We start from the raw sequence: 21,128 nt of genomic DNA on the forward strand, positions 1-21,128 counted from the left end.
ATAAAGGAAAATCTATTTCGTGTACTAAAAAGGGGACTATTTTAGTCCCCTTCTACTACATCTTGCATAAAATATTGATTGCATCCTTGTTCAGGAGGCATTTTTCATGTTCATTCAGATAAGCTTCAGAAATTGCATCTTTTTCGACCATGCCACCGAATTCACCGGCGGATACGATGCGCTGAGCCTTTTTATTGCCGTCTTCTGTATTCGGAAAGTCTACCATCAGGTAGTAGACACCGTCATCTTTATACAGACGGCTTTCTGATGCCTGGCCGTATCCAAGGATCTTGCAGAAGTCGATTGCATTATCCAGACTTGGAAAGAGAATCTGCCAGCGAACGGTCTCTTTCTCACTGCTGTCAGGCTCGATCAGCATACCGGAAGCTTCAGAACCATCTTTTTGGATGGATTCCAGAGAATTCTCAGCCTGGCAGGAGATCGACAGCATCAGGCTCCGGTCAGGAAGAAATGCACCGTAAAATCCCTGGATTCCATTGTCTGTGTTAAGCCCAAGGACTTCTTTCCCTTTCTTGAGAAGAAGATTCAAAAATTCTTCGGTACGCTCCCTGTCCTGTGTCAGATCTTCCAGTGAGTAGCCAAGTGCGGCAATCTCTGCTTCTGTGATAAGGCAGTTCATTCTGGTGTCGGATACTTTCCAAAAAGTCATATGCTCACCCCCTGATTTGTAAAATCTATTGCTTTTGTAATCTTATTTGTTCTATAAGTTATATAACAAAACGGGTGTAGTGTCAATATATTTTCTATATTTTATGATTTTTTCAGAAATATTATTTGTTTTTCATTCGTTTGATCACTTTCAGTCGGGTAAATTCTTCCCGTTCCTTCTCTTCCAGTGCATTTGTAATCGTATATACGAGATTGTCATACATTGGAATCGTAATATTTTTCAGGGCATTTGCCCTTTTCTGTGTCTTTTTGATACTTGAAGCCAGCCGGTACGCTGCATTTTCTACCTCAGAAAGCTTGAGTGTCAGCTCTTTAACACGGCAGAATGCATCACGGGCGATATCGATGGATTCTCTGGAAGTACTGAATGCATAGGTTGGTCTGGTATTTTCTTTTTCGTACTTCACTTTCGGGATTTCTGTTCCCATAATGCTTCGCGTCTGGATGCGGATAGAATCCTCGATCGGAACTGTATAGGCAAGTTCTTCTACTGTACTGATCCCGTGCTCGATATTGGCCCTCTGAAGGCACTGATAGGCATAGGTGAAGGTTTTATCGATTTCTTCCTGAATATCCTTTGCTTCGTCGATTAAGCCCATCAGCTCGCGGATCAGAATGTTCCGCTTCTTGTCCATCAGCTCATATCCCTGTCTGGCAAGTGTCAGTGAATTTTTCGCAAGTATCAGATTTCCCTTGGTGGGAAATGAACGTGGATCCATAGACTTCCCTCCTTAGCCTTTGTAGTATACGTCAAGAATCTTGGTATCGACACGGTCAAGTTCTTCTTTTGGAAGGATTCTAAGCAGTTCCCAGCCAAGATCCAGGGTTTCCTCGATGGTACGGTTTTCATTCGGTCCCTGGCCGATATAACGCTCCTCGAATGCCTTTCCGAATTCCAGGTATTTCTTGTCAATCGGAGAAAGCTCGTCTTCTCCGATAACGGAAGCAAGATTCCGAGCCTCTCCTACTTTAGCATATGCAGAGAAAAGCTGGTTTGCCAGGTCCTGGTGGTCTTCCCGGGTATATCCTTTTCCGATACCGTCTTTCATCAGACGGGACAGGGACGGAAGAACGCTGATCGGCGGGTAGATTGCCTGTCCGTGAAGATTCCGGTCAAGTACGATCTGTCCTTCGGTGATATAACCGGTCAGGTCAGGGATCGGGTGGGTAATGTCATCATTTGGCATGGTCAGGATCGGGAGCTGTGTGACAGAACCATTTACTCCTTCTACGATTCCTGCACGTTCATATAAGGTGGCAAGTTCACTGTACAGATATCCCGGATATCCTTTACGGCTTGGGATTTCTCCTTTGGAAGAAGAAACCTCACGCATGGCTTCGGCAAAGGAAGTCATATCGGTAAGAATGACCAGAATGTGCATATTTTTTTCAAATGCAAGGTATTCAGCGGCGGTCAGCGCAACCTTCGGGGTGATCAGACGCTCGACGACAGGATCGTTGGCAAGGTTCAGGAACATTGCCACATGGTTTGCAACACCGCTTTCCTCAAAGGTTCTGCGGAAGAAATCAGCTACGTCATGCTTGACACCCATTGCGGCGAATACGATGGCGAAATCCTCATTCGTGCTGCCGCCAAGAGAAGCCTGCTTTACGATCTGTGCGGCAAGCTGGTCGTGCGGAAGACCGTTGCCGGAAAAGATCGGCAGCTTCTGTCCACGGATCAGTGTGGTCAGTCCGTCAATCGCAGAAATTCCGGTGCGGATATAGTTACGAGGGTATTCACGTCTGACTGGATTTAACGGAAGTCCGTTGACATCGCGCACCTCTTCAACCGTGATCGGTCCAAGGTCGTCGATCGGTTCGCCGATTCCGTTAAAGGTTCTTCCAAGCATTTCTTCGGACAGACCGATTTCCATCGGATGTCCGGTAAGTCTGGTGTGGGTATTGTTAAGAGACATATTTTCCGTGCCTTCAAATACCTGGATGATTGCTTTGTCCTTGTAGACCTCCACAATACGTCCCATTTTGTGTTCTTTGCCGTTTACGACAAAATCTACGATTTCATCATAAAAAGCATCCTGAACGCCTTCCAGCGCGATCAGAGGGCCGTTAATGCTGCTGAGGCCTAAATATTCAATTGCCATTTTATTTTCCCTCCTTACGCGTTCTTTTCCATGATGCGGTCATGGAAAGCATCAATGTCTGCCAGATACTGGTCAAGAAGCTGAAGATTGTCATTTGGAACATCGTATTTGATCGCAATGACACGTTCAAAAATATTTTCCTCCTTGAGGACAGACATTGGCATATTCATGGCTACCAGTTCGCGGCAGCGTTTGTATAAATATAAAATGATTTCCATCATTTTGTACTGCTTCTGCAGAGAGACACAGGTATCATCCTTGTGGAATGCATTCTGCTGCAAAAATCCGAGACGGATGACTCTTGCAATTTCCAGAACCAGCTTCTGATCGTCCGGAAGTACATCACTTCCGATCAGCTTTACGATTTCCATCAGGCTGCTCTCCTGGTTCAGAAGTGCCATGATGCGGTTGCGGTAGTCAACGAATTTGGGTGATACATTGTCGTGGTACCAGGCGGCGAGATCGGTCAGATACTCGCTGTAGCTGGTCAGCCAGTGGATCGCAGGAAAATGTCTTGCGTAGGCAAGGCTCTTGTCCAGGCCCCAGAAGCAGCGGACGAAACGTTTGGTGTTCTGTGTGACCGGCTCGGAGAAATCGCCTCCCTGAGGCGATACGGCGCCGATAATGGTCACGGATCCGTCACTGCCATTTAAGTTATGCATCATGCCTGCGCGCTCGTAGAAAGCAGACAGACGGCTGGCAAGGTAAGCCGGGAAACCTTCTTCTGCCGGCATCTCTTCCAGACGGCCGGAAAGCTCACGTAAGGCTTCTGCCCAGCGGGAAGTAGAGTCTGCCATGATCGCTACGTCATAGCCCATGTCACGGTAATATTCAGCCAGAGTAAGTCCGGTATAAATACTTGCTTCACGGGCAGCTACCGGCATGTTGGAGGTATTGGCGATCAGAGTGGTTCTGTCCATCAGCGGATTGCCGCTCTTTGGGTCCACAAGCTCTGAAAACTCTTCCAGCACCTGTGTCATTTCATTTCCACGCTCGCCGCAGCCAATATAGATGATAATATCGGCATCAGACCATTTGGCGATCTGGTGCTGGGTCATGGTTTTTCCGGTACCGAATCCGCCTGGGATTGCGGCAGTTCCACCCTTTGCGATCGGGAACATGGTATCCAGGATCCGCTGTCCGGTGATCAGAGGGACACTTGCCGGGAAACGGTAGCTTGTCGGGCGCGCCTTACGGATCGGCCAGTGCTGTATCATGTTGAGCTGTTTTTCTGTTCCGTCGGAAAGCCGCAGAGTGACAAGTGTATCTTCAATCCGGTATTCTCCGTCCGACGCGCAGCAGATTACTTCACCTTCCACATCCGGCGGAACCATACATTTGTGTACGATCGCACTGGTCTCCGGAACCTCCGCTATAATATCTCCGCCATGAAGGTAATCTCCTTTGGCCACAGTGATGTGGGTATCCCATAATTTGTCGCGGTCAAGCGAATCAACGCTGACGCCGCGGGTGATAAATGCACCGCCGCCCACATTTGCGATCTGCTCAAGCGGGCGTTCGATTCCGTCAAAAATATTGTTCAGGATTCCGGGTGCCAGAGTTACAGATACCGGACTTCCGGAAGCCTCTACGATTTCTCCCGGTTTCAGCCCGGAAGTCTCTTCATAGACCTGAACAGTCGTGATGTCTTTGTCCAGGGAAATGACTTCGCCAACCAGCTTTTCCTTTCCCACATAGACCATTTCCGACATCATGAATCCGGTGTCACCCTTCAGATAGATGACCGGACCGTTTATTCCATAAATAGTTGCTGTCTTATTCAATTCCTGCACCTCCTGCTGCAAAACTGAACTGATGATATTCATAATCGACTGCAGCCTGGAAGCTGTGATCGATCAGAATATTACGGCCTCGGATTACAGCACGCATACCGCCCATAAAATCATATTCACTGATGGTGATCGTCATGCCGGTACGTTTTTCCAGTTCTGTCTGTTTCTCCTTATCAGAAGGAGAAATATAAATGGTCATCTCCTCGCCATCTGCAAAGCGTGCGGCTTCGCGGATTTTGCTGCAGAGATAGTCCAGATATTTGTCTGTTTTTGTAAAGTCAGAAAGAAGCTCCTTTACTTCATCGAAAAGCCGGACCTTTAATTCATTCTGTGTTTTGCCAAGCGCTCTTTTCAGCTCCGTTTCAGCTTTGGCAGCGGCCTGATTTACCTGTCTTCTGGCTCTTAAGGTCTCGGATTTGATGCGGACCTCAGACTGGGCAGCTGCTTCTTTTTTATGTTTTTCAAATAAAGATTCAAGCGCTTTTTTGTGATTGTCAATGATCGCATTTCCTTCAGAACGGGCTTCAGTCATGACCGTTTCCTGTAAATGCGCTATTTTCTCTTCAAGCGTCATTGTCTCACCTTCTATGCCTTTCTAGTTAAAGTTTCAGTCCAATCGCTTCATTGACGTATGAGGTAATGAAATCCTTTTTACGTCCTGTTCCGTGTCTGTCCGGAATTTCGATCAGAAGAGGCAGCTTTCTTTTTAACTTGATCTCATCGATGAGATCCGGAAATTCTCTTCCAAAGCGTTCCGTCAGAAGAACGATACCGATCGACTTGTCGTTCATGGCAGTTTCCAGCGCATCACGCAGTTCCTGTTTTTCATGAACTACGACACCGTCCACGCCGGCAAGCCGCATTCCGGTATAAGTATCCACGTTGTCACTGATCAGATACATCTTCATGATTACAGTCTGCTGATGATCATGAAGGAGATGATAAGACCGTACAGGCATACACCTTCTGCAAGACCTACGAAGATAAGGGATTTACCAAGGACGCTGGAATCCTCGCTGATAGCTCCAAGGGCTGCGCTTGCTGCACTTGCTACGGCAATACCGCCACCGATGCAGGAAAGACCGGTAACAAGAGCTGCTGCAATGTAACCAAGACCGGTTGCAAGGCCTGCGCCTGAGGCTGCGGCGTCTGCTGCATGTACCGGTACACTTCCAAAGAGCATGATCCCTGCTACAAGGAAGGTTCCAAAGTAAGAAAGAACATTGAAGGCAAGTGCACATTTATAACGTCCTTTATTTTTTTCTCCGAGCAGGTAATATCCGAATGGAATGAAAATGCTTAAAACCAGTGCGGCAATGAGAATGAGTTTAGTTGCTAAAGTCATGATAATTTCCTCCTAAAATGAAAAACTAATTTTTTGCAGTACCTGTATAAGGTTTAAATTCGCGGCCACTGCCTTTGTAGAAGCGGCTGAACATCTCGTAATAGACAAGTCTCAGAACCTGGATTCCAACGATCAGTCCTTCGAATCCACATACAAACAGGTTGCCGAGTACGATCACTACCCAGTTAATATGCCCGCTTTCGGCACCGGCAAGCATCAGTACAACCTCCATGATGGAAGCGTGGCTGACTGCGAATGCACCGATACGGATAAAGGAAAGCGTATTTGAAAAATAGCTGAGCAGGGTTTCAAATAATTCAAAGAATGCCTGGGTGACAAACATTGCTTTGCTTTGTTCCATTTTTTCGGTTTTCTTTTTGATCTTGTTCGTCAGCGGCTCTTTCAGTGCGATCAGAAGAAGCGGTACTCCGAACATCACTGCAAGAACGATTCCACCCGGCAGAGAGTGACCTGTCATGAAAAGAACGATGCAGGTAACTGCTGCCCCGTAGAATATCAGCCCTGCCACGCCGTTTGCATCAAACCAGGTTGCTTCGGTATCTTTGGCACGGATGCCGTTGATAATATGGAAGATCATAGAAATCAGGATGATTCCCATACCAAAAGCAATCGATACGATAAATACAGTATTCAGCTTTCCGATAAACGGTAAGGTGGTCATATGATTGATTGGTCGGATCCATTTGGCTTCTATAATGTCTTCAAATCCAAACACACTTCCAAACATAAATCCAAAGAAGGTGGAGAAGATTCCGGCAAGTGATACGATTCCGGCAAGGTTCATTTTCTTTGTGAAATACAGGATCGCACCGCCGATAAAGAGCAGCAGCCCCTGACCGACATCCCCGAACATGGCGCCGAAGATAAAGCTGTACATGATACCTACAAAAATGGTCGGATCCATCTCACCGCTCTTGGGAAGTCCGTACATCTTGATGAACATTTCAAATGGTTTGAAAAGCTTTGGATTCTCAAGCTTGGTAGGAGGTTCTCCAAAATACTGTTCCCGGTCCTCTTCTACTACGATATAAACCTTGTCATCTCCCTGTGCCTCTTTGATAAATGCATTTGCATCTTCTTCGGACATCCAGCCGCAGAGGATGTAGTATTCTTCCTGCTCGTCTGTCTCGGTTCGTGCCGCAAATTTCCGAATATCAAAGTTATCGGAAAAACGTTCCAGCTGAATTCTTGCACCGAGTAGTCTGGAAGCGTTCTTGCGGAACATCTCCTGACGTTTATCCTTCACTGCCTGGATTTCATCGGTCAGATTCTGGACTTCTTTATCCAGGCTCCGGTAAGCTTCCAGCGGGGTTCCGCCAAAGTCTTCCAGCAGATCGACTTTTTCAAAGTGGAGAGACCGCATGATCGAATCGACCTTTCCTGCATCAGCATCCGATACAAAATAAACGCCATAGACATAAGAGGCATCTCTGGAGCCTTCCAGAAATAATGCATCAATGTCTTCAAGAAGCGCTTTTTCCAGCCGGTGATAATAATCCACATTGATTTTTCCAAATCTTGTGCGGATGTATTTGTACTGCATGATCTCATGCAGGTCAAAATCCAGAGAAGTAAAAGGTTCCAGGACTTTCATACGTGCCTGGATATGCTCTCTCTTTTTTTTCAGTTCTTCTTTTTGCTGCTGCAGATCCATGTAGTCATGATTGATAGAACGAATCATCTCAAGGATCTCGTCTTCGCTCTGATCAAAGGATGGCTCTGCTGGCATGTCTTTCATATATCCCAGAAACTGTGTCACTTTTGCGAGTGGATCACGGTAAGGGTTCATTTCCAGAAATGGCATCAGATTATCTACTGTCTTGAGCTCCGTGAGTGCATTTTCAAGCTGCATCTCATATTTGGAAAGATACCGGTTTGTCATGCGGTCGATGTCGGCGCGTGGTCCGGTAATGCTCAGGAACTTCATCTTAACAATCATTTCGCTGTTCCTCCTATATAAGTTAATGTCTCACGTGCAGGAAGTCCGTAGCGAACACATTCGAGCACAGTTGTAAGCTTATCAAGCTCCTCCTCTTTCAGAAAAAGATAGGTATTCACGGTTGCGATGGAATACGGATTACTTCTTCTGTCTGCCAGGTAGAGACGGTACAGGCAGTCTTTGTAAATCGTCTCGATGGACGCTGGTGTCTGAGTATCGGTGTGACGCAAATAAGGCGTTCTGGTAACCAGCTTTAAAAATTCATCGACAGACGGTGCTTCTACAAGATCCTTCAGCTGATCTACATGAATCCGGTAGTGTATCGGGATCAGCAGTGTGGAAATATCCGGCGGAAGCATGTTGTAATATTTTTTTGCACGGTAGATCCACTGCAGGTTCAGCAGGTCGATCTTTGCTCCGGCATCTCTGGTGAAAATTTCCAGTTCCTTATGCTTCAGAATCTTTTTGCGTTTCTTCCACATGGTTGTAAAATAGTACAGATTCAGTGCCAGATCGTAATCAAAAAGGGTAGGGTTCTCCGCATTTTCCAGACGTTTTAACGGCGCATAGTATTCTGTGCCCTTTAAATTTTCCACCAGCTCACCGATATTCCCCGAAGTGATCAGTTTATCGATGGAGAGATCCGAATATTTGTCGAAGAATATTTTCTTATGATCCAGATCAAAAGGCTTCTGATAGTGGTTGAATACAATACGCAGACAATAGTTGATCAGATTCATCTCGTAGCGCTTCAGATAAAGCTCCAGGAATTTTTTCTGATCCATTCCGGAAAAACGGTACAGGCGTGTATAATCACTGTAAAGTGACTGCACAAGAAGCTTCTCAATCTCACCGCGGTGAAGACGGTTTTCGTCCATATCTGCAAGGACATTCCGATATCCGGGATGTTCTTTGAGATAAGCAGCAACTTCGGTTACTGTATGAAATGCGGCGATGTTCCGGAAATCTTCATCAGTGAGCAGTTTCGCCTGCATGGCGCGTACTTTTGTTACGATGCCACTGTATGCAAGTAAATTTCCCATATGCTATCCCTCTATGATACGTCTGACAATTTTCTCGGCATATGCCGTATGCTTCTCTTCAAAATCTTTTTTAAGTTCTTCGATCGCTGTCTGGTTCTTACGGTTCTGCCTTGCAAGAATCTCATCCATCTGACGGTTTAATCCTTTGTGGATATCGTTCAGCTCCTTTTGGGTGTGATCTTCAAGTTGTTTGTCGAACTGATTGCGTTCATTTTGAATGCGTTCTTCCAGTTCTGATTTCTCCAGTTCCGCGTGTTCCACAACAGCTTCGGCTGCGTGTTCGATTTCGGAGAGCTTTTTAACAATATGATCCATTGTCCGACTCCTTTCTTAAAAATTATTTATACATTTTTAATAATGCATACATATTCTACTACTTTAAATTATAAAATTCTACTAAAAAATAAGAGAATATCATAAGAATATTCTGTACAAAACTTATAAAATGTATTTTTGGGTTTTCAAATATTTCAGAATAGTATAAAATAAATAAGGTTATACATATTTTCACTAAAGGAAGAGAAAGATATATGAGGTTAAGAAATGTACCAGGAGCAGATGCTTATCTGACAGCTCATCCCCTTGTAATTAAAAATGAGACCAGATATCGCGGCACCTGGAAAGAGACTTTTCAGAATCCGGAGAATCCGATCCATATTGAGATCGGGATGGGAAAAGGACAGTTTCTTCTGACGCTTGCAAAGGAGAATCCATCCATCAACTATATCGGTATCGAACGTTATTCAAGCGTACTGCTTCGGGCGCTGGAACGCTTTGACAATGACGAGGAATACAAGGATGTCAACAATATTCGTTTTATCTGTATGGATGCGACAAATCTGCCGGAGGTTTTTGCTGTCGGAGAAATTGACAAGATTTATCTGAATTTTTCAGATCCGTGGCCGAAAGCACGTCATGCAAAGCGCAGACTTACTTCCAAGCAGTTTTTTGAGCGGTATGACAAGATCCTTGCCTTTGACGGAGTCGTTGAATTTAAGACAGACAACAGAGAGCTGTTTGACTTTTCACTGGAGCAGGTGGAGTTGGCAGGCTGGGTACTTCTGGCGAAGACCTATGATCTTCACAATGATCCGACACTCAGCAGAGGGAATGTTATGACTGAGTACGAGGAGAAATTTTCCGGGCAGGGACATCCGATCCATAAACTGATCGCAATGCGCCAGTAAGACAATTGAATAAAATGCAACAGGCAGATCATAAAGGCGCTGAGTGCGTAAGATGATTCCTGGCAATATAAGAGACAGCAGATACGGAGCAATCCGCACATCGGCTGTCTTTTTGCATATATTGTAGAAAGAGGAAATCAGGAAGGAACCGATATGCGGAAAAAGCATCATTTTCAGAATTGTATGCGGGGGTTTTGCTATAAGAATCCAAGATTTAATAAAAAGCTGATCTGTTTCAGAAATTCTTTTCAGGAAGTCTATAAAATCTTAAACCCGAAATGTGGATGCCACTAAATCCAGTCCTTTTTACATAGCCTGAGATGGCAGAAATGAGGAAAGTGTATGGGTATCGCATTGATCACGAAGGATTATGAAAATACAGTCGGAAAGCAGAGGATGCCGGTAATTGTGGAGTTTTACGCATCATGGTGTCCAAAGTGCGGAATGATGTATCCTGTTGTGGAAAGGATTGCCAGCCGGTATCAGGGAAAATGGATTTTTTATAAGATTGATATTGATATATCGAAAGAGATTGCAGAGTATATAGGCATTGAGATCGTACCGACGTTTGTGGTGTACAGAGATGGAAAAATCTGTGGATATACAACCGGAGTTCTTCCAGAAGAAACTCTGGAAGAACGAATCCGGGAAATGTTAAGAAAATAATTGGTGGAATCAATTATTCGTATGATGAATATTTTGCGCAGATTGCATTGACTTGCTATGTTAAAATTCGAATACAGCAACACCGTATGGCGGAAGATCGTAACCAAATGAATATGGTCTTCCATCACATTCCTGTTTCTTTGCTTTATATACTGCCGGGCGGGCTTTTCCGCTTCCGCCATACTGCAATTCATCACTGTTCAGTACCAGGCGGTACTGTTTGCCGCGTGGTACGCCGACACGGTACTCCGGTCGTTCGATCGGTGTGAAGTTACATACGAATAAAAGGTTCTTTTTTGCGCCCTTTGAATGACGGATGAAGCTGTAAATACTTCGTGAGCTGTCATCTGCATTGACCCACTCAAAGCCTTCCATGCAGGTATCCTGTTCATACATGGCTTTGTTGTGTGTGTAAAGATGCAGCAGGTCACGGTAGAAATTCTGGAGTGCCTGATGCTCCGGCTCTGCCAGGAGATACCAGTCAAGTTCTCTGGCCTCGCTCCATTCACGGAGCTGTCCGAAATCCTGTCCCATGAAAAGAAGCTTCTTGCCAGGATGTCCCATCATGAAAGCATATCCGACTTTCAGGTTGGCGAATTTCTCAAATCCAAGACCAGGCATCTTATTGAGCATAGAACATTTTAGATGTACCACTTCATCATGTGATAATACAAGAATATAATTCTCGCTGTATGCATAGGTTAAGGCAAATGTCATACCGTAGTGGTCGCCTTTGCGGAAATATGGATCCAGCTTCATGTATTCGGTAAAGTCATGCATCCATCCCATGTTCCACTTCAGGCTGAATCCAAGACCATCATCTTCCGGTTTGCCCGTTACTTTTGACCATGCAGTGGATTCTTCTGCGATCATCAGTGCGCCAGGGTTACGTCCGGTAGTAACGGAATTCAGATGCTTGAAAAATTCGATTGCTTCCAGATTCTCATTGCTGCCGTATTTGTTGGCAGTCCACTGACCGTCTTCTTTACCGTAATCAAGATACAGCATGGAAGCAACAGCATCTACGCGGAGACCATCGATGTGATAATGTTCGATCCAGAACAGTGCGTTGGCGATCAGGAAGTTCTTAACTTCTGCTTTACCATAATCGAAGATCTTGGTTCCCCAGTCCGGATGTTCCCCTTTCTTAGGATCTGCATATTCAAAGGTAGCTGTGCCGTCAAAATCAGAGAGTCCGTGTGCATCGCGTGGAAAATGTGCCGGTACCCAGTCAAGGATTACGCCAATCTTATTCTTATGGAAATAATTGATCATATATGCGAAATCTTCCGGCGTACCATAACGGGAGGTCGGAGCATAATATCCGGTCACCTGATATCCCCAGGAGCCGTCAAATGGGTATTCTGAAATTCCCATCAGTTCGATATGAGTATACCCCATCTTTTTTATGTAGTCTGTAGCTGCATGCGCAAATTCACGGTAGCTATAGAACCCCTCATCTTCACGTCCCGGATGGCGCATCCAGGAACCGATATGTGCTTCATAAATGGAAATCGGTGAGGAATGGAAATCCCATTCTGCCCGGTGCTTCATCCAGACACTGTCACTCCATTTTAAATGGGAGATATCAGCAATCCTTGAGGCAGTTCCCGGTCTCAACTCTGCACTGTTCGCAAATGGATCAGCTTTGTAAAGCTTATCTCCGGTCTGTGTCTCGATACAGTACTTGTAAAGCTGTCCGAGCTGTGCTTCCGGAACAAATGCGGTATAGATTCCAAGTGGTTCCTGACGCTTCATAACGTTTGCATCTTCACTCCAGCCGTTAAATTCACCGATTACGGAAACTGATTTGGCATGTGGAGCCCATACTGCGAAATATACGCCGGATTTTTTGCCATCTTTTACAAAATGTGCACCCATTTTTTTATAGATTTCATAATGGGTTCCCTGTCCGAATAAATATTGATCTAATTCGCCGATTCTATAATCAGCGGGTTTATCTGTTGTTACAGTTTTCACAGACTTTTTAGCTGTAGATTTTTTAGCAGCAGTTTTAGCAGCTGCCGGTTTTTTTACAGCAGATTTTTTTACGGCCGTCTTGCGGGTCGTGTTGGTCTGTTGTGCTGTTGTTTTTTTTACTGCCATCCCATTCACCTTCTATCAAAGATATTTAGGAATATTATACTAGAAATAGCGATAAAAAGAAAGAGTTTTGGACAACTTATACACTTCTTATGTAAGATGTCTAAAACTCTTTGTTTATAGTTATCGGTTTGGTCTGCATATACAAAAGAACGCGCCGGAAGCGCGTTCTTTGTAGAAATCTTATGATTTAAAATCATCTTCTTTCAGGATGATGTGGTCTGAATTATCAGTGCTTCTTCCAAATACCCGTTTCACAAGATGTTTTACATTTGCTTTCTGAGAATGTGAAATTGCTTCATCCATGATCTCTTTTACTTCTGCAACAGTAACCGCATGATCTTCTCTCTGCATCATATCGATCCGGCTGTATAATGCAAGGATTCCCATTTCATCGATACGGTATCCGTTTTCCTTAGCATAGGTCTGACCGAATGTAACCAGTTCATCATTGATGAATACCGGAAGCTCCAGTCTGGAAGTAAATTTACGTTTGAATTCGCGATGGGATGCAAACATTCTTTCCAGCGGTTTCTTCTGGTCTTCCAGAAGGAAGAGAAGTTCGCCGGTCTGTTCATCCATCATGTCATTCAGTTCGCGGATGGTTCTGTCATTCAGCTTGGAAGCTTTTTCGATGATCAGTGCGCCACCGTTCAGCTTATCGATGATACTTCCGATGTCCTTTTTGTTCAGAGAATCACCGGTTACGATTGCAACTTTACCCTGTTTGAGTCTGCGCTGTTTCTGGATTGCTTTTACAATATCAACTGCGAGGACTGTTTTTCCGCTTCCCTTGCGGCCAAGGATCAGGATGTTGCCTGTGCGGGAAGTTCCATAACGGTTACGGCAACGTTTGTCGTTATCAAGGATTTCAACAAGCTGTTCGCTGACACCACGGATCGGTACAAAGTAAGAGAACAGCTGCTTCTGCTCTTCAGTAAGTCCAAGCTTCAGTCCAATTTCACTTGTTGCACTCAGATCGTAACGACCTTGTACAACGAATCCGGTATCGAATTTACCCATGCGTTCGGTGATTTCATCTTCTGATGGTTCTTCGATTTCAAGAACTTCGTCAATATCAGGAGTTGGCGCTGATTTTGAAGTTTCTTTCTTTGGCTCAGGAGCCGGTTTCTCGTCAAATTCAAGATCAAGATAATCATCACTGCTATCTAATTCTTCTTCATCTTCAAAGGAATCAAGGTCTGCAAAATCACCATCATCTTCGTCAGAATCATGATCATCGATATCGAGAGCAGATTCTTTTTCAAAATCAAAATCCTCTTTATGATCTTCATCTAATTCATCATCGATCTGGTAGTCATCTTCGTCTTCATCCTCGTATTCTTCGTCATCGTCATACTCGGAATCATCTTCATCCTCGTATTCCTCTTCGTCGTCATACTCGGAATCGTCTTCATCCTCGTATTCCTCGTCATCGTCATACTCGGAATCATCTTCATCCTCGTATTCCTCGTCGTCGTCATACTCGGAATCATCTTCATCCTCGTATTCCTCTTCGTCGTCATACTCGGAATCATCTTCATCTTCGTATTCCTCGTCGTCATCATACTCGGAATCATCTTCATCTTCGTATTCTTCGTCGTCGTCATACTCGGAATCGTCTTCATCTTCGTATTCCTCGTCGTCGTCATACTCGGAATCGTCTTCATCTTCGTATTCTTCCTCGTCATCATACTCGGAATTATCCTCATCTTCGTATTCCTCGTCGTCGTCATACTCGGAATCATCTTCATCCTCGTATTCCTCGTCGTCGTCATACTCGGAATCGTCTTCATCCTCGTATTCCTCGTCGTCATCATACTCGGAATCATCCTCATCCTCGTATTCAGCTTCTTCATCGTAAACCGCATCCGATTCATCATCTTCTTCGGAGTCAACGATTTCTTCAAAATCATTTTCTTCCGGCTCTTCCTCGTCAGTGTCTGAAGCTTCTTTGGATGAATCTTCCGGGCTTTCAGTCGCTTCATCCTCTTCATCATCAACGAAATCTTCAGCATCTTCATCGGTGATTTCAGGCTCTTCACCATTTTCAAGCTGTTCCATCAGTTTGCGGATATCATCAGAAAGGATTGGTTTTGTAGCTCCAAGAACTTCCTCTTCTTCTTCTTTCTTCTTCTCGCGCAGGGCTTTTTCTTTCTCAGCTTCCTCCTGGCTCTTTTCAAGAATCTTTGCATTTTCACGCTGGGTTGCTTCCCAGTTGGCAAGAATTTCTTCAATCTTCATCTTACCGGTCATCTGTGAATCGTCTGAAGCAGATTCAGGAGCAACTGCACCACTTGCAACGGCAACACCGGCTTTCAGGGCATCTGAAAGGGAAGCACCGGAAATGGTTGTGGAAATATCGGAAGTGCTTCGAATCCGGGTTTTTGGCTGTGACTCAGCTTCTGGTTCGGAAGCATGTGTCCGGGCCATTGGCTCTGGAAGATCCGGAAGATCAATACTGTCTGTGACATGTACATCTTTGCGGACCTTGTCTGCAATTCGTGGATTCGGTGCCGGACGTTCTTTGGATTTTCGGAAGGAAGGTTTTCTCTTGGAAGAATCCTTACGGCCGATACCATCATTTCGATGATCGTATTTTTCCTGCTGAAGTGGAGTCAGCGGTTTGTATTTCATTTTAAGTTCCATTGCCTGGTATACATAAGTACCTTCGCTGAACCAGAGAATCAGATCATCACATTCATCAAGACATTCGGAAGTCATACCGGCTTCAGCGTATAATCTGGCAAGTTCATATGCCCATTTTTCAACGTATTCAGAATGCTTGAAATCTTCAAGAGCTTCAATCTGTTCTTTGACTGGCGCTTTCTGTGCTTTTAAGATCTTATACCGGAGAATGTACTGGTTTGGATCTTTCGGAGCAAGCTTGACAAATTCTTCGTAGCAATCCGCTGCTTCATCGAAATGTCCCAGCTTCAGAGAAATAATTCCCAGGCGGTATACAACCTTTCTGCTGGAAGGTGCTTTATCATACGCAATAAATAAGGTATCACGTGCTTTACCAAGTTCCCCCGCATTTTCATAGATTTCGCTTACGGTAGAGAGCATGGCGGTATTTTTTACTTTACGCCAGTCGATCGTATCTGCAATCGACATCGCTTTCTGGTAAGACTTCTGTTCGGCATACGCAAGCATCTGCTCTGTCTTTGCGCGATATTCATATTTATCCAACGTTTCTCACCTCATATGATTATTATTAATTATTTTACTTTTCCTCAGTAAGTCTGACTTTTGTACCAGAAACGGAAAACAAAAGTCTTATAATTTTACTTACTAAGTGTATCATAGAGCGTTGTCAATGTCAAAAATTACGGCTGATATTTTTCAGAAATGTTAAAAAAATATTACAAAAAATTCACAAATTGGGAGCTGGTAACAGAAAAAAAGGAGACAGCCATCTTTTAAATGGCTGTCTCGGAATATTCAATTGTAATTTTTATTTTATAATTTTTATTTTTATATCGGAGGAATTAAGTAATTCTTATTCCTGTAAGTTCTTTGAGCATTTCATATGATATTCAGATTTTATAAAATTTATAAAAATGAAATCATATGAATCGATTTTGATTAATTCTGATCGTTCGTTATTTTATATAATCAGGTAATCCAATTTTGGTATTTATCAGCTTTCTCGTCACTGTTAAATTTACTTATCAATGAATGTTTCTTTACACATTTTCTGATCTTGAATTACTGTGGTATTTACTTCAATATGTCAACAAATGCTGAATCTTTTTATATCTTATAATCGCTTCCGGTTTATCTACTACTCCGACCTTTTTTATCATTAACTTTTCTCTTACCGGATTATAATCTATGGTTAAGGCTCATCTCACAGGAATTTACATTTGCCATACCATTAACATATTGAGTTTTAGATGATGAAATATCCAACGGTCAAAGCCTCCTTCCTTTCGTTCTCGTTCCAAAATTTTATCCGGATATTCTTTTTCTCTTATACTTTTTTCTGTTCAGAAGTCAGATATCAATTTTCTCTTATTATTATAAATTATCAATTTTAAAAATTGTTCTCTACACACTCCACTTACAAAACGCTCATAACCAAAATGTATAGTTGCTTTTTTAAAACTTTCTAACCTTCAAATAACAATTATTCTTGTTACCCTTTTCTGATCTGGTTCTTCATCTTATACTCTTGGCGAGTATATATGAAACTATGTAACAGATTAAAAAAATATCTTTTTGAAATTCCCTTTCTCGTCAGGAACTTCTTTTCTTTTGGATTGACTTAATAATAACACCCAAATGCTTATTTGTCAATATAATTTTAAAATAATTTTGGTAAAATTAGAAAGAATTGAAATTGCAATATATATATCAGAAAATTCAAACAATTATAAATACGATTAGAAATAGTTATAGCCATTTGCAATATATTCGGGGTTTTGCTATTGTTTCCGTCCATAAATGCATGATACACTAAAAAATAGATGAAAAATACAGGCTATGGCATTGGGATAAAGAAAGGAGACCTACAGATATGGGAGGATTTTTTGGCGTTGCATCAAAAGAAGCATGTAATCTGGATCTTTTTTATGGAACAGATTATCATTCGCATCTTGGAACCCGCCGCGGAGGTATGGCTACTTACGGAAGTGATGGCTGGAAGAGAGCGATTCATAATATTGAAAATTCGCCGTTCCGTACAAAATTTGAGAAAGATGTTGATACAATGAAGGGAAATATTGGAATTGGATGTATTTCAGATTATGATCCACAGCCAATTCTGATCCAGTCGCATCTGGGGTGCTTTGGAATTACGACAGTAGGTAAGATCAATAATGCGGATCAGCTGATCCGGAATCTTTATGAAAATGGACATACACATTTTCAGTCTATGACCAATGGACAGATCAATTCTACAGAGCTGGTTGCGGCATTGATCTGTAAAAAGGATTCGTTTGTTGAGGGAATCCGTTATGTGCAGTCAGTAGTTGAAGGCTCGATGACGCTTCTGCTTCTGACAGAGAATGGAATTTATGCAGCCAGAGACCTTCTCGGACGTACACCGGTTGTGATCGGAAAGAAAGAGAATGCATACTGCGTTTCCTTTGAAAGCTTTGCATATATCAACCTTGGATACACAGATTACAAAGAGCTGGGACCTGGAGAAATCGTCTACGTGACACCGGAATCTGTGGAGACTGTAAGTCCTGCGTGTGAAAAGATGAGAATCTGTTCGTTCCTGTGGGTATACTATGGATATCCTACTTCTTCTTATGAAGGGGTTGGTGTAGAAGAAATGCGTTACAACTGTGGAAAGCTTTTAGCACAGAGAGATGACCATTCGATCGACGTAGATATTGTTGCAGGAGTTCCTGACTCGGGTATCGCTCATGCGATAGGCTATGCAAATGAATCAGGTATTCCGTATGCAAGACCATTTATCAAATATACTCCGACCTGGCCAAGATCTTTCATGCCGACAACACAGAGTCAGCGTAATCTGATCGCCAGAATGAAACTGATCCCGGTACATAGTCTGATCGAAGACAGGAGCCTGCTGCTGATCGATGATTCGATCGTGCGTGGCACACAGCTCCGTGAGACGACAGAGTTCCTGTATCAGAGTGGCGCAAAAGAAGTGCATGTCCGCCCGGCATGTCCACCGCTTTTGTACGGATGCAAATATTTGAACTTCTCCCGTTCCAAATCAGATCTGGATTTGATCACAAGAAGGATCATCCGTGAGTGGGAAGGCGACAATGATGTCAATGTACTGAGTGAATATGCGGATTCGAACAGTGACCGGTATGCAGCAATGCTGGAGGAAATCCGCAAGAGACAGAATTTCACTTCACTTCGTTATCACAGACTGGATGATCTGATCAAATCAATCGGGATTGATGCATGCCAGGTATGTACCTACTGCTTTAACGGTGTGGAATAACAGGTAAATGAAAATAGAAAACAGGTGTCCACGTAAGTATATCTTAGTGATATATCCCCGTGGGCACCTGTTTTTGGGTATACGATGAGCCAAGTGCAGATTTGTGCTTGCACAAGGATCTGCATTTGGCGAATGTACATCATCGAGCTGTTAAGCGAGATGATGTACAAAGTATAAGAATCGAGTAGGAGTCAGCCTACTCGATTATATACGATTTTGGTGTATACAATGAGGTGGGATGGTGTACAAAGTATGCGGAGCGGCAGCTCCTTCTGCAAAGCTGCACTATAGCAGCAGATCATCTATCTTCACATAGTCTCCCATCCGGTATGCTTCAATTGCATTTCCATTGATCACATAGAACTTTTCGTTTGCATACACACCTCGGGTTCCAAGATAAGAATTACCGTTGATTTCCTCCTGCATCTGTACCTGGAAGCCCTGATCTTTATCGTAAGAAAGGATCACATACTGGTTGGCAGATCCGGAAAGCGGAAAGCCGATCAGATTCTTTTCCGGATCAACCAGTGCTGCACGGTAGTCAGAAAAAACATCCGAGTAATAGTACTGATCCAGTGTGTACTTGCTGACTTCCTTCACATCCGAAGGATCACTGATATCAAACATGGAGATCTTTACCCCGTTTGTAATGCCATTTTCGTCGGTATCCATACCGATGCCAAGAAGCAGGTTATCACTGTAAAAATGCAGGTATTCCGAAAAGCCGGGAATTTTCAGCTTGCCAAGGATCTTCGGATTCTCCGGATCGGAAAAGTCTACGGAGAATAAAGGATCTGTCTGTTCATAAGTTACAAAGTAACCGGTATTGCCCAAAAATCTTGCGGAATAGACCTGTTCATTTTTGGCAAGATCCTCGATCTTACCGATTGTTTTCAAATCTGCATCCAGCACATAGACTGAATTGGACTGTGAAGAGCTTCCGACATTATGCGTAACCGTTGTCACCAGCCGCAACGTATTGTCATACTCATCAATGCTGAAGGAATCGTTCAGATATCCTTTTACTTTGCCCTGGGCAGAGCCGGAAAGTTTTCCTTTATTGTAAGACAGCTTGCGGAGGATCGTCTGATTCTTTGCCGCAAGATTATCTGCGAGGATACTGCTGTTTGTATATTCGTAAATATAAATGTTGTTCTCACTCACATAGACTTCACCATTCTCAGACATGACTGCTTTCTGGTCTGCTGCCTTATCCGGACTGGAAGCGGAAACGGAGCTGACAACAAGGTACTGGTCTGCTGCATGGTTCGTCGGGAGATAGATATCCGACTGTTTCAGAAGATTGTCACCAACAAGCGGAACATAGGAAGGATAATCTTTTTTGGTGATCGTATCGTAAATATAATAGTCGCTGAATACATACAGATATCCGTCTTTAAAACGTGAAGTGTGGTAGTAACCACTCTGATCCACGGTTCCGATGGATTTCGGATTGTTGATATCTGCCAGATCATAAGTCTGGATACGGGTACAGCTGCCGCGGTACAAGGTTTTACTGTCAGAATCAACCTGCGTGTTCTGCATGTTGCCAAGGACAAAAAGCTTCTGGTCACTCAGGTAAAATTCGGATGCCTGAAAATTCTCATTCAGCGAAATACCGGAAACAACCTTCATCTGATCAGACCGGATATCTACAATGGAAATTTCCTGTGAGTTTGCTTTCAGTGTATAAAGATAACTTCCATCCGTTTTTACAATGTCTGCTTCATCGACGCTCTCTGTGCGGACGTTGGTATCGGAAAATGAAGTATCCACAGCACGTGCAGAGGCTGTTGAAGAATCCGAAGAGGAGCTGGAACTATCGGTACGTGCACCATTGTCGGCTGTTTTAGTTGAATACATGACAATTCCGCCGTCGGTTGAACCGGTAGCGGATGAAGAATCCAACTCATCCTGATAAGATTGCAGGTATGTGTAGACTTCATCATAATCGGTTGCCGTTTCTAAAGTATTGGAAGAGGCAAGCTTACCGGAGGATGTACCGATTGAAGAACTGCCTTTTGTGGAAGAAGTGGCTGAGTCTGAAGAAAGATTCTGCTGGCGGATGTGGGCGCCAATGCCGACAACCAGTACCAGTGCGGCAGCGATAAGTCCTCCGCGCATCCGGTGGCCGCGGGAAAATCCATGCTTTTTCGGGATATGTCCGGAAGCCTGAGTGCTGTTATGCTCTTCCAGCATTTTCATAATCTGATCCGGTGCAAGGCTTTCCGGAACAGGAGTTTTTTCCGTAGATTGTTTTATTTTATCCAGTATTTCTTTTTCGTGATCTGTCATATGAAACAC

General features: G+C 43.7%; 16 protein-coding genes. 3 read left to right on the forward strand and 13 right to left on the reverse strand.

Going from position 1 to position 21,128, the window contains the following annotated elements:
- Window positions 1-55: 55 nt before the first annotated feature.
- The 10 genes from PGW42_RS08160 to PGW42_RS08205 form a co-directional block, all read right to left on the reverse strand.
- On the reverse strand, window positions 56-670 hold the full coding sequence (locus PGW42_RS08160) for an adaptor protein MecA (RefSeq protein WP_008371107.1): 615 nt from the start codon (window positions 668-670) through the stop codon (window positions 56-58).
- A gap of 121 nt (window positions 671-791) precedes the next feature.
- The gene (locus tag PGW42_RS08165) at window positions 792-1,409 is read right to left on the reverse strand and encodes a V-type ATP synthase subunit D (RefSeq protein WP_008371109.1); all 618 of its coding nucleotides are present in this window, start codon (window positions 1,407-1,409) and stop codon (window positions 792-794) included.
- 12 nt (window positions 1,410-1,421) lie between these two features.
- Window positions 1,422-2,795 carry a V-type ATP synthase subunit B gene (locus PGW42_RS08170; RefSeq protein WP_008371111.1) on the reverse strand — a complete coding sequence of 458 codons (1,374 nt, stop codon included), beginning with the start codon at window positions 2,793-2,795 and terminating at the stop codon, window positions 1,422-1,424.
- A gap of 14 nt (window positions 2,796-2,809) precedes the next feature.
- Entirely contained in the window at window positions 2,810-4,621 is a 1,812-nt protein-coding gene (locus tag PGW42_RS08175; protein WP_082421065.1) for a V-type ATP synthase subunit A, read from the reverse strand.
- The gene (locus PGW42_RS08180) at window positions 4,572-5,162 is read right to left on the reverse strand and encodes a V-type ATP synthase subunit E (RefSeq protein WP_195502422.1); all 591 of its coding nucleotides are present in this window, start codon (window positions 5,160-5,162) and stop codon (window positions 4,572-4,574) included. The genes PGW42_RS08175 and PGW42_RS08180 overlap by 50 nt, the downstream gene beginning before the upstream one ends.
- A gap of 25 nt (window positions 5,163-5,187) precedes the next feature.
- Complete coding sequence (locus tag PGW42_RS08185; protein WP_118199496.1) at window positions 5,188-5,496, reverse strand: V-type ATP synthase subunit F; 309 nt, start codon at window positions 5,494-5,496, stop codon at window positions 5,188-5,190.
- Between the two features lie 2 nt (window positions 5,497-5,498).
- Complete coding sequence (locus PGW42_RS08190) at window positions 5,499-5,933, reverse strand: ATP synthase subunit C (RefSeq protein WP_008371120.1); 435 nt, start codon at window positions 5,931-5,933, stop codon at window positions 5,499-5,501.
- A gap of 25 nt (window positions 5,934-5,958) precedes the next feature.
- Window positions 5,959-7,893 (reverse strand): V-type ATP synthase subunit I, encoded by a 1,935-nt coding sequence (locus tag PGW42_RS08195; RefSeq protein WP_195479694.1) that lies wholly within the window; start codon window positions 7,891-7,893, stop codon window positions 5,959-5,961.
- Window positions 7,890-8,936, reverse strand: coding sequence for a V0D/AC39 family V-type ATPase subunit (locus PGW42_RS08200; protein WP_055297447.1), 1,047 nt, complete (start codon window positions 8,934-8,936; stop codon window positions 7,890-7,892). Before PGW42_RS08200 ends, PGW42_RS08195 begins: the two co-directional genes overlap by 4 nt.
- Before the next feature lie 3 nt (window positions 8,937-8,939).
- Complete coding sequence (locus PGW42_RS08205) at window positions 8,940-9,251, reverse strand: hypothetical protein (RefSeq protein ID WP_008371126.1); 312 nt, start codon at window positions 9,249-9,251, stop codon at window positions 8,940-8,942.
- Window positions 9,252-9,466: 215 nt separating this feature from the next.
- On the opposite strand from PGW42_RS08205, the gene trmB reads away from it, so the two are divergent.
- Complete coding sequence (trmB, locus tag PGW42_RS08210) at window positions 9,467-10,123, forward strand: tRNA (guanosine(46)-N7)-methyltransferase TrmB (protein ID WP_008371128.1); 657 nt, start codon at window positions 9,467-9,469, stop codon at window positions 10,121-10,123.
- Between the two features lie 342 nt (window positions 10,124-10,465).
- Window positions 10,466-10,789 carry a thioredoxin family protein gene (locus PGW42_RS08215; protein ID WP_008371132.1) on the forward strand — a complete coding sequence of 108 codons (324 nt, stop codon included), beginning with the start codon at window positions 10,466-10,468 and terminating at the stop codon, window positions 10,787-10,789.
- Between the two features lie 60 nt (window positions 10,790-10,849).
- Here the strand turns inward: PGW42_RS08215 and glgB are convergent, their stop codons facing one another.
- Together glgB and PGW42_RS08225 are read right to left on the reverse strand one after the other, a co-directional pair.
- On the reverse strand, window positions 10,850-12,895 hold the full coding sequence (gene glgB / locus PGW42_RS08220) for a 1,4-alpha-glucan branching protein GlgB (protein WP_270203574.1): 2,046 nt from the start codon (window positions 12,893-12,895) through the stop codon (window positions 10,850-10,852).
- A gap of 180 nt (window positions 12,896-13,075) precedes the next feature.
- On the reverse strand, window positions 13,076-16,084 hold the full coding sequence (locus PGW42_RS08225; RefSeq protein ID WP_270235130.1) for a tetratricopeptide repeat protein: 3,009 nt from the start codon (window positions 16,082-16,084) through the stop codon (window positions 13,076-13,078).
- A gap of 1,330 nt (window positions 16,085-17,414) precedes the next feature.
- On the opposite strand from PGW42_RS08225, the gene PGW42_RS08230 reads away from it, so the two are divergent.
- Window positions 17,415-18,824: an amidophosphoribosyltransferase gene (locus PGW42_RS08230; protein WP_270203999.1), complete on the forward strand. Its 1,410-nt coding sequence runs from the start codon at window positions 17,415-17,417 to the stop codon at window positions 18,822-18,824.
- A 285-nt stretch (window positions 18,825-19,109) separates the two neighbouring features.
- On the opposite strand, the gene PGW42_RS08235 is transcribed toward PGW42_RS08230, so the two are convergent.
- The gene (locus PGW42_RS08235) at window positions 19,110-21,119 is read right to left on the reverse strand and encodes a beta-propeller domain-containing protein (protein WP_270203998.1); all 2,010 of its coding nucleotides are present in this window, start codon (window positions 21,117-21,119) and stop codon (window positions 19,110-19,112) included.
- Window positions 21,120-21,128: the final 9 nt, after the last annotated feature.

The organism is Coprococcus sp. TM115-187, from assembly GCF_027679115.1.
GTDB lineage: Bacteria > Bacillota > Clostridia > Lachnospirales > Lachnospiraceae > Allocoprococcus > Allocoprococcus comes.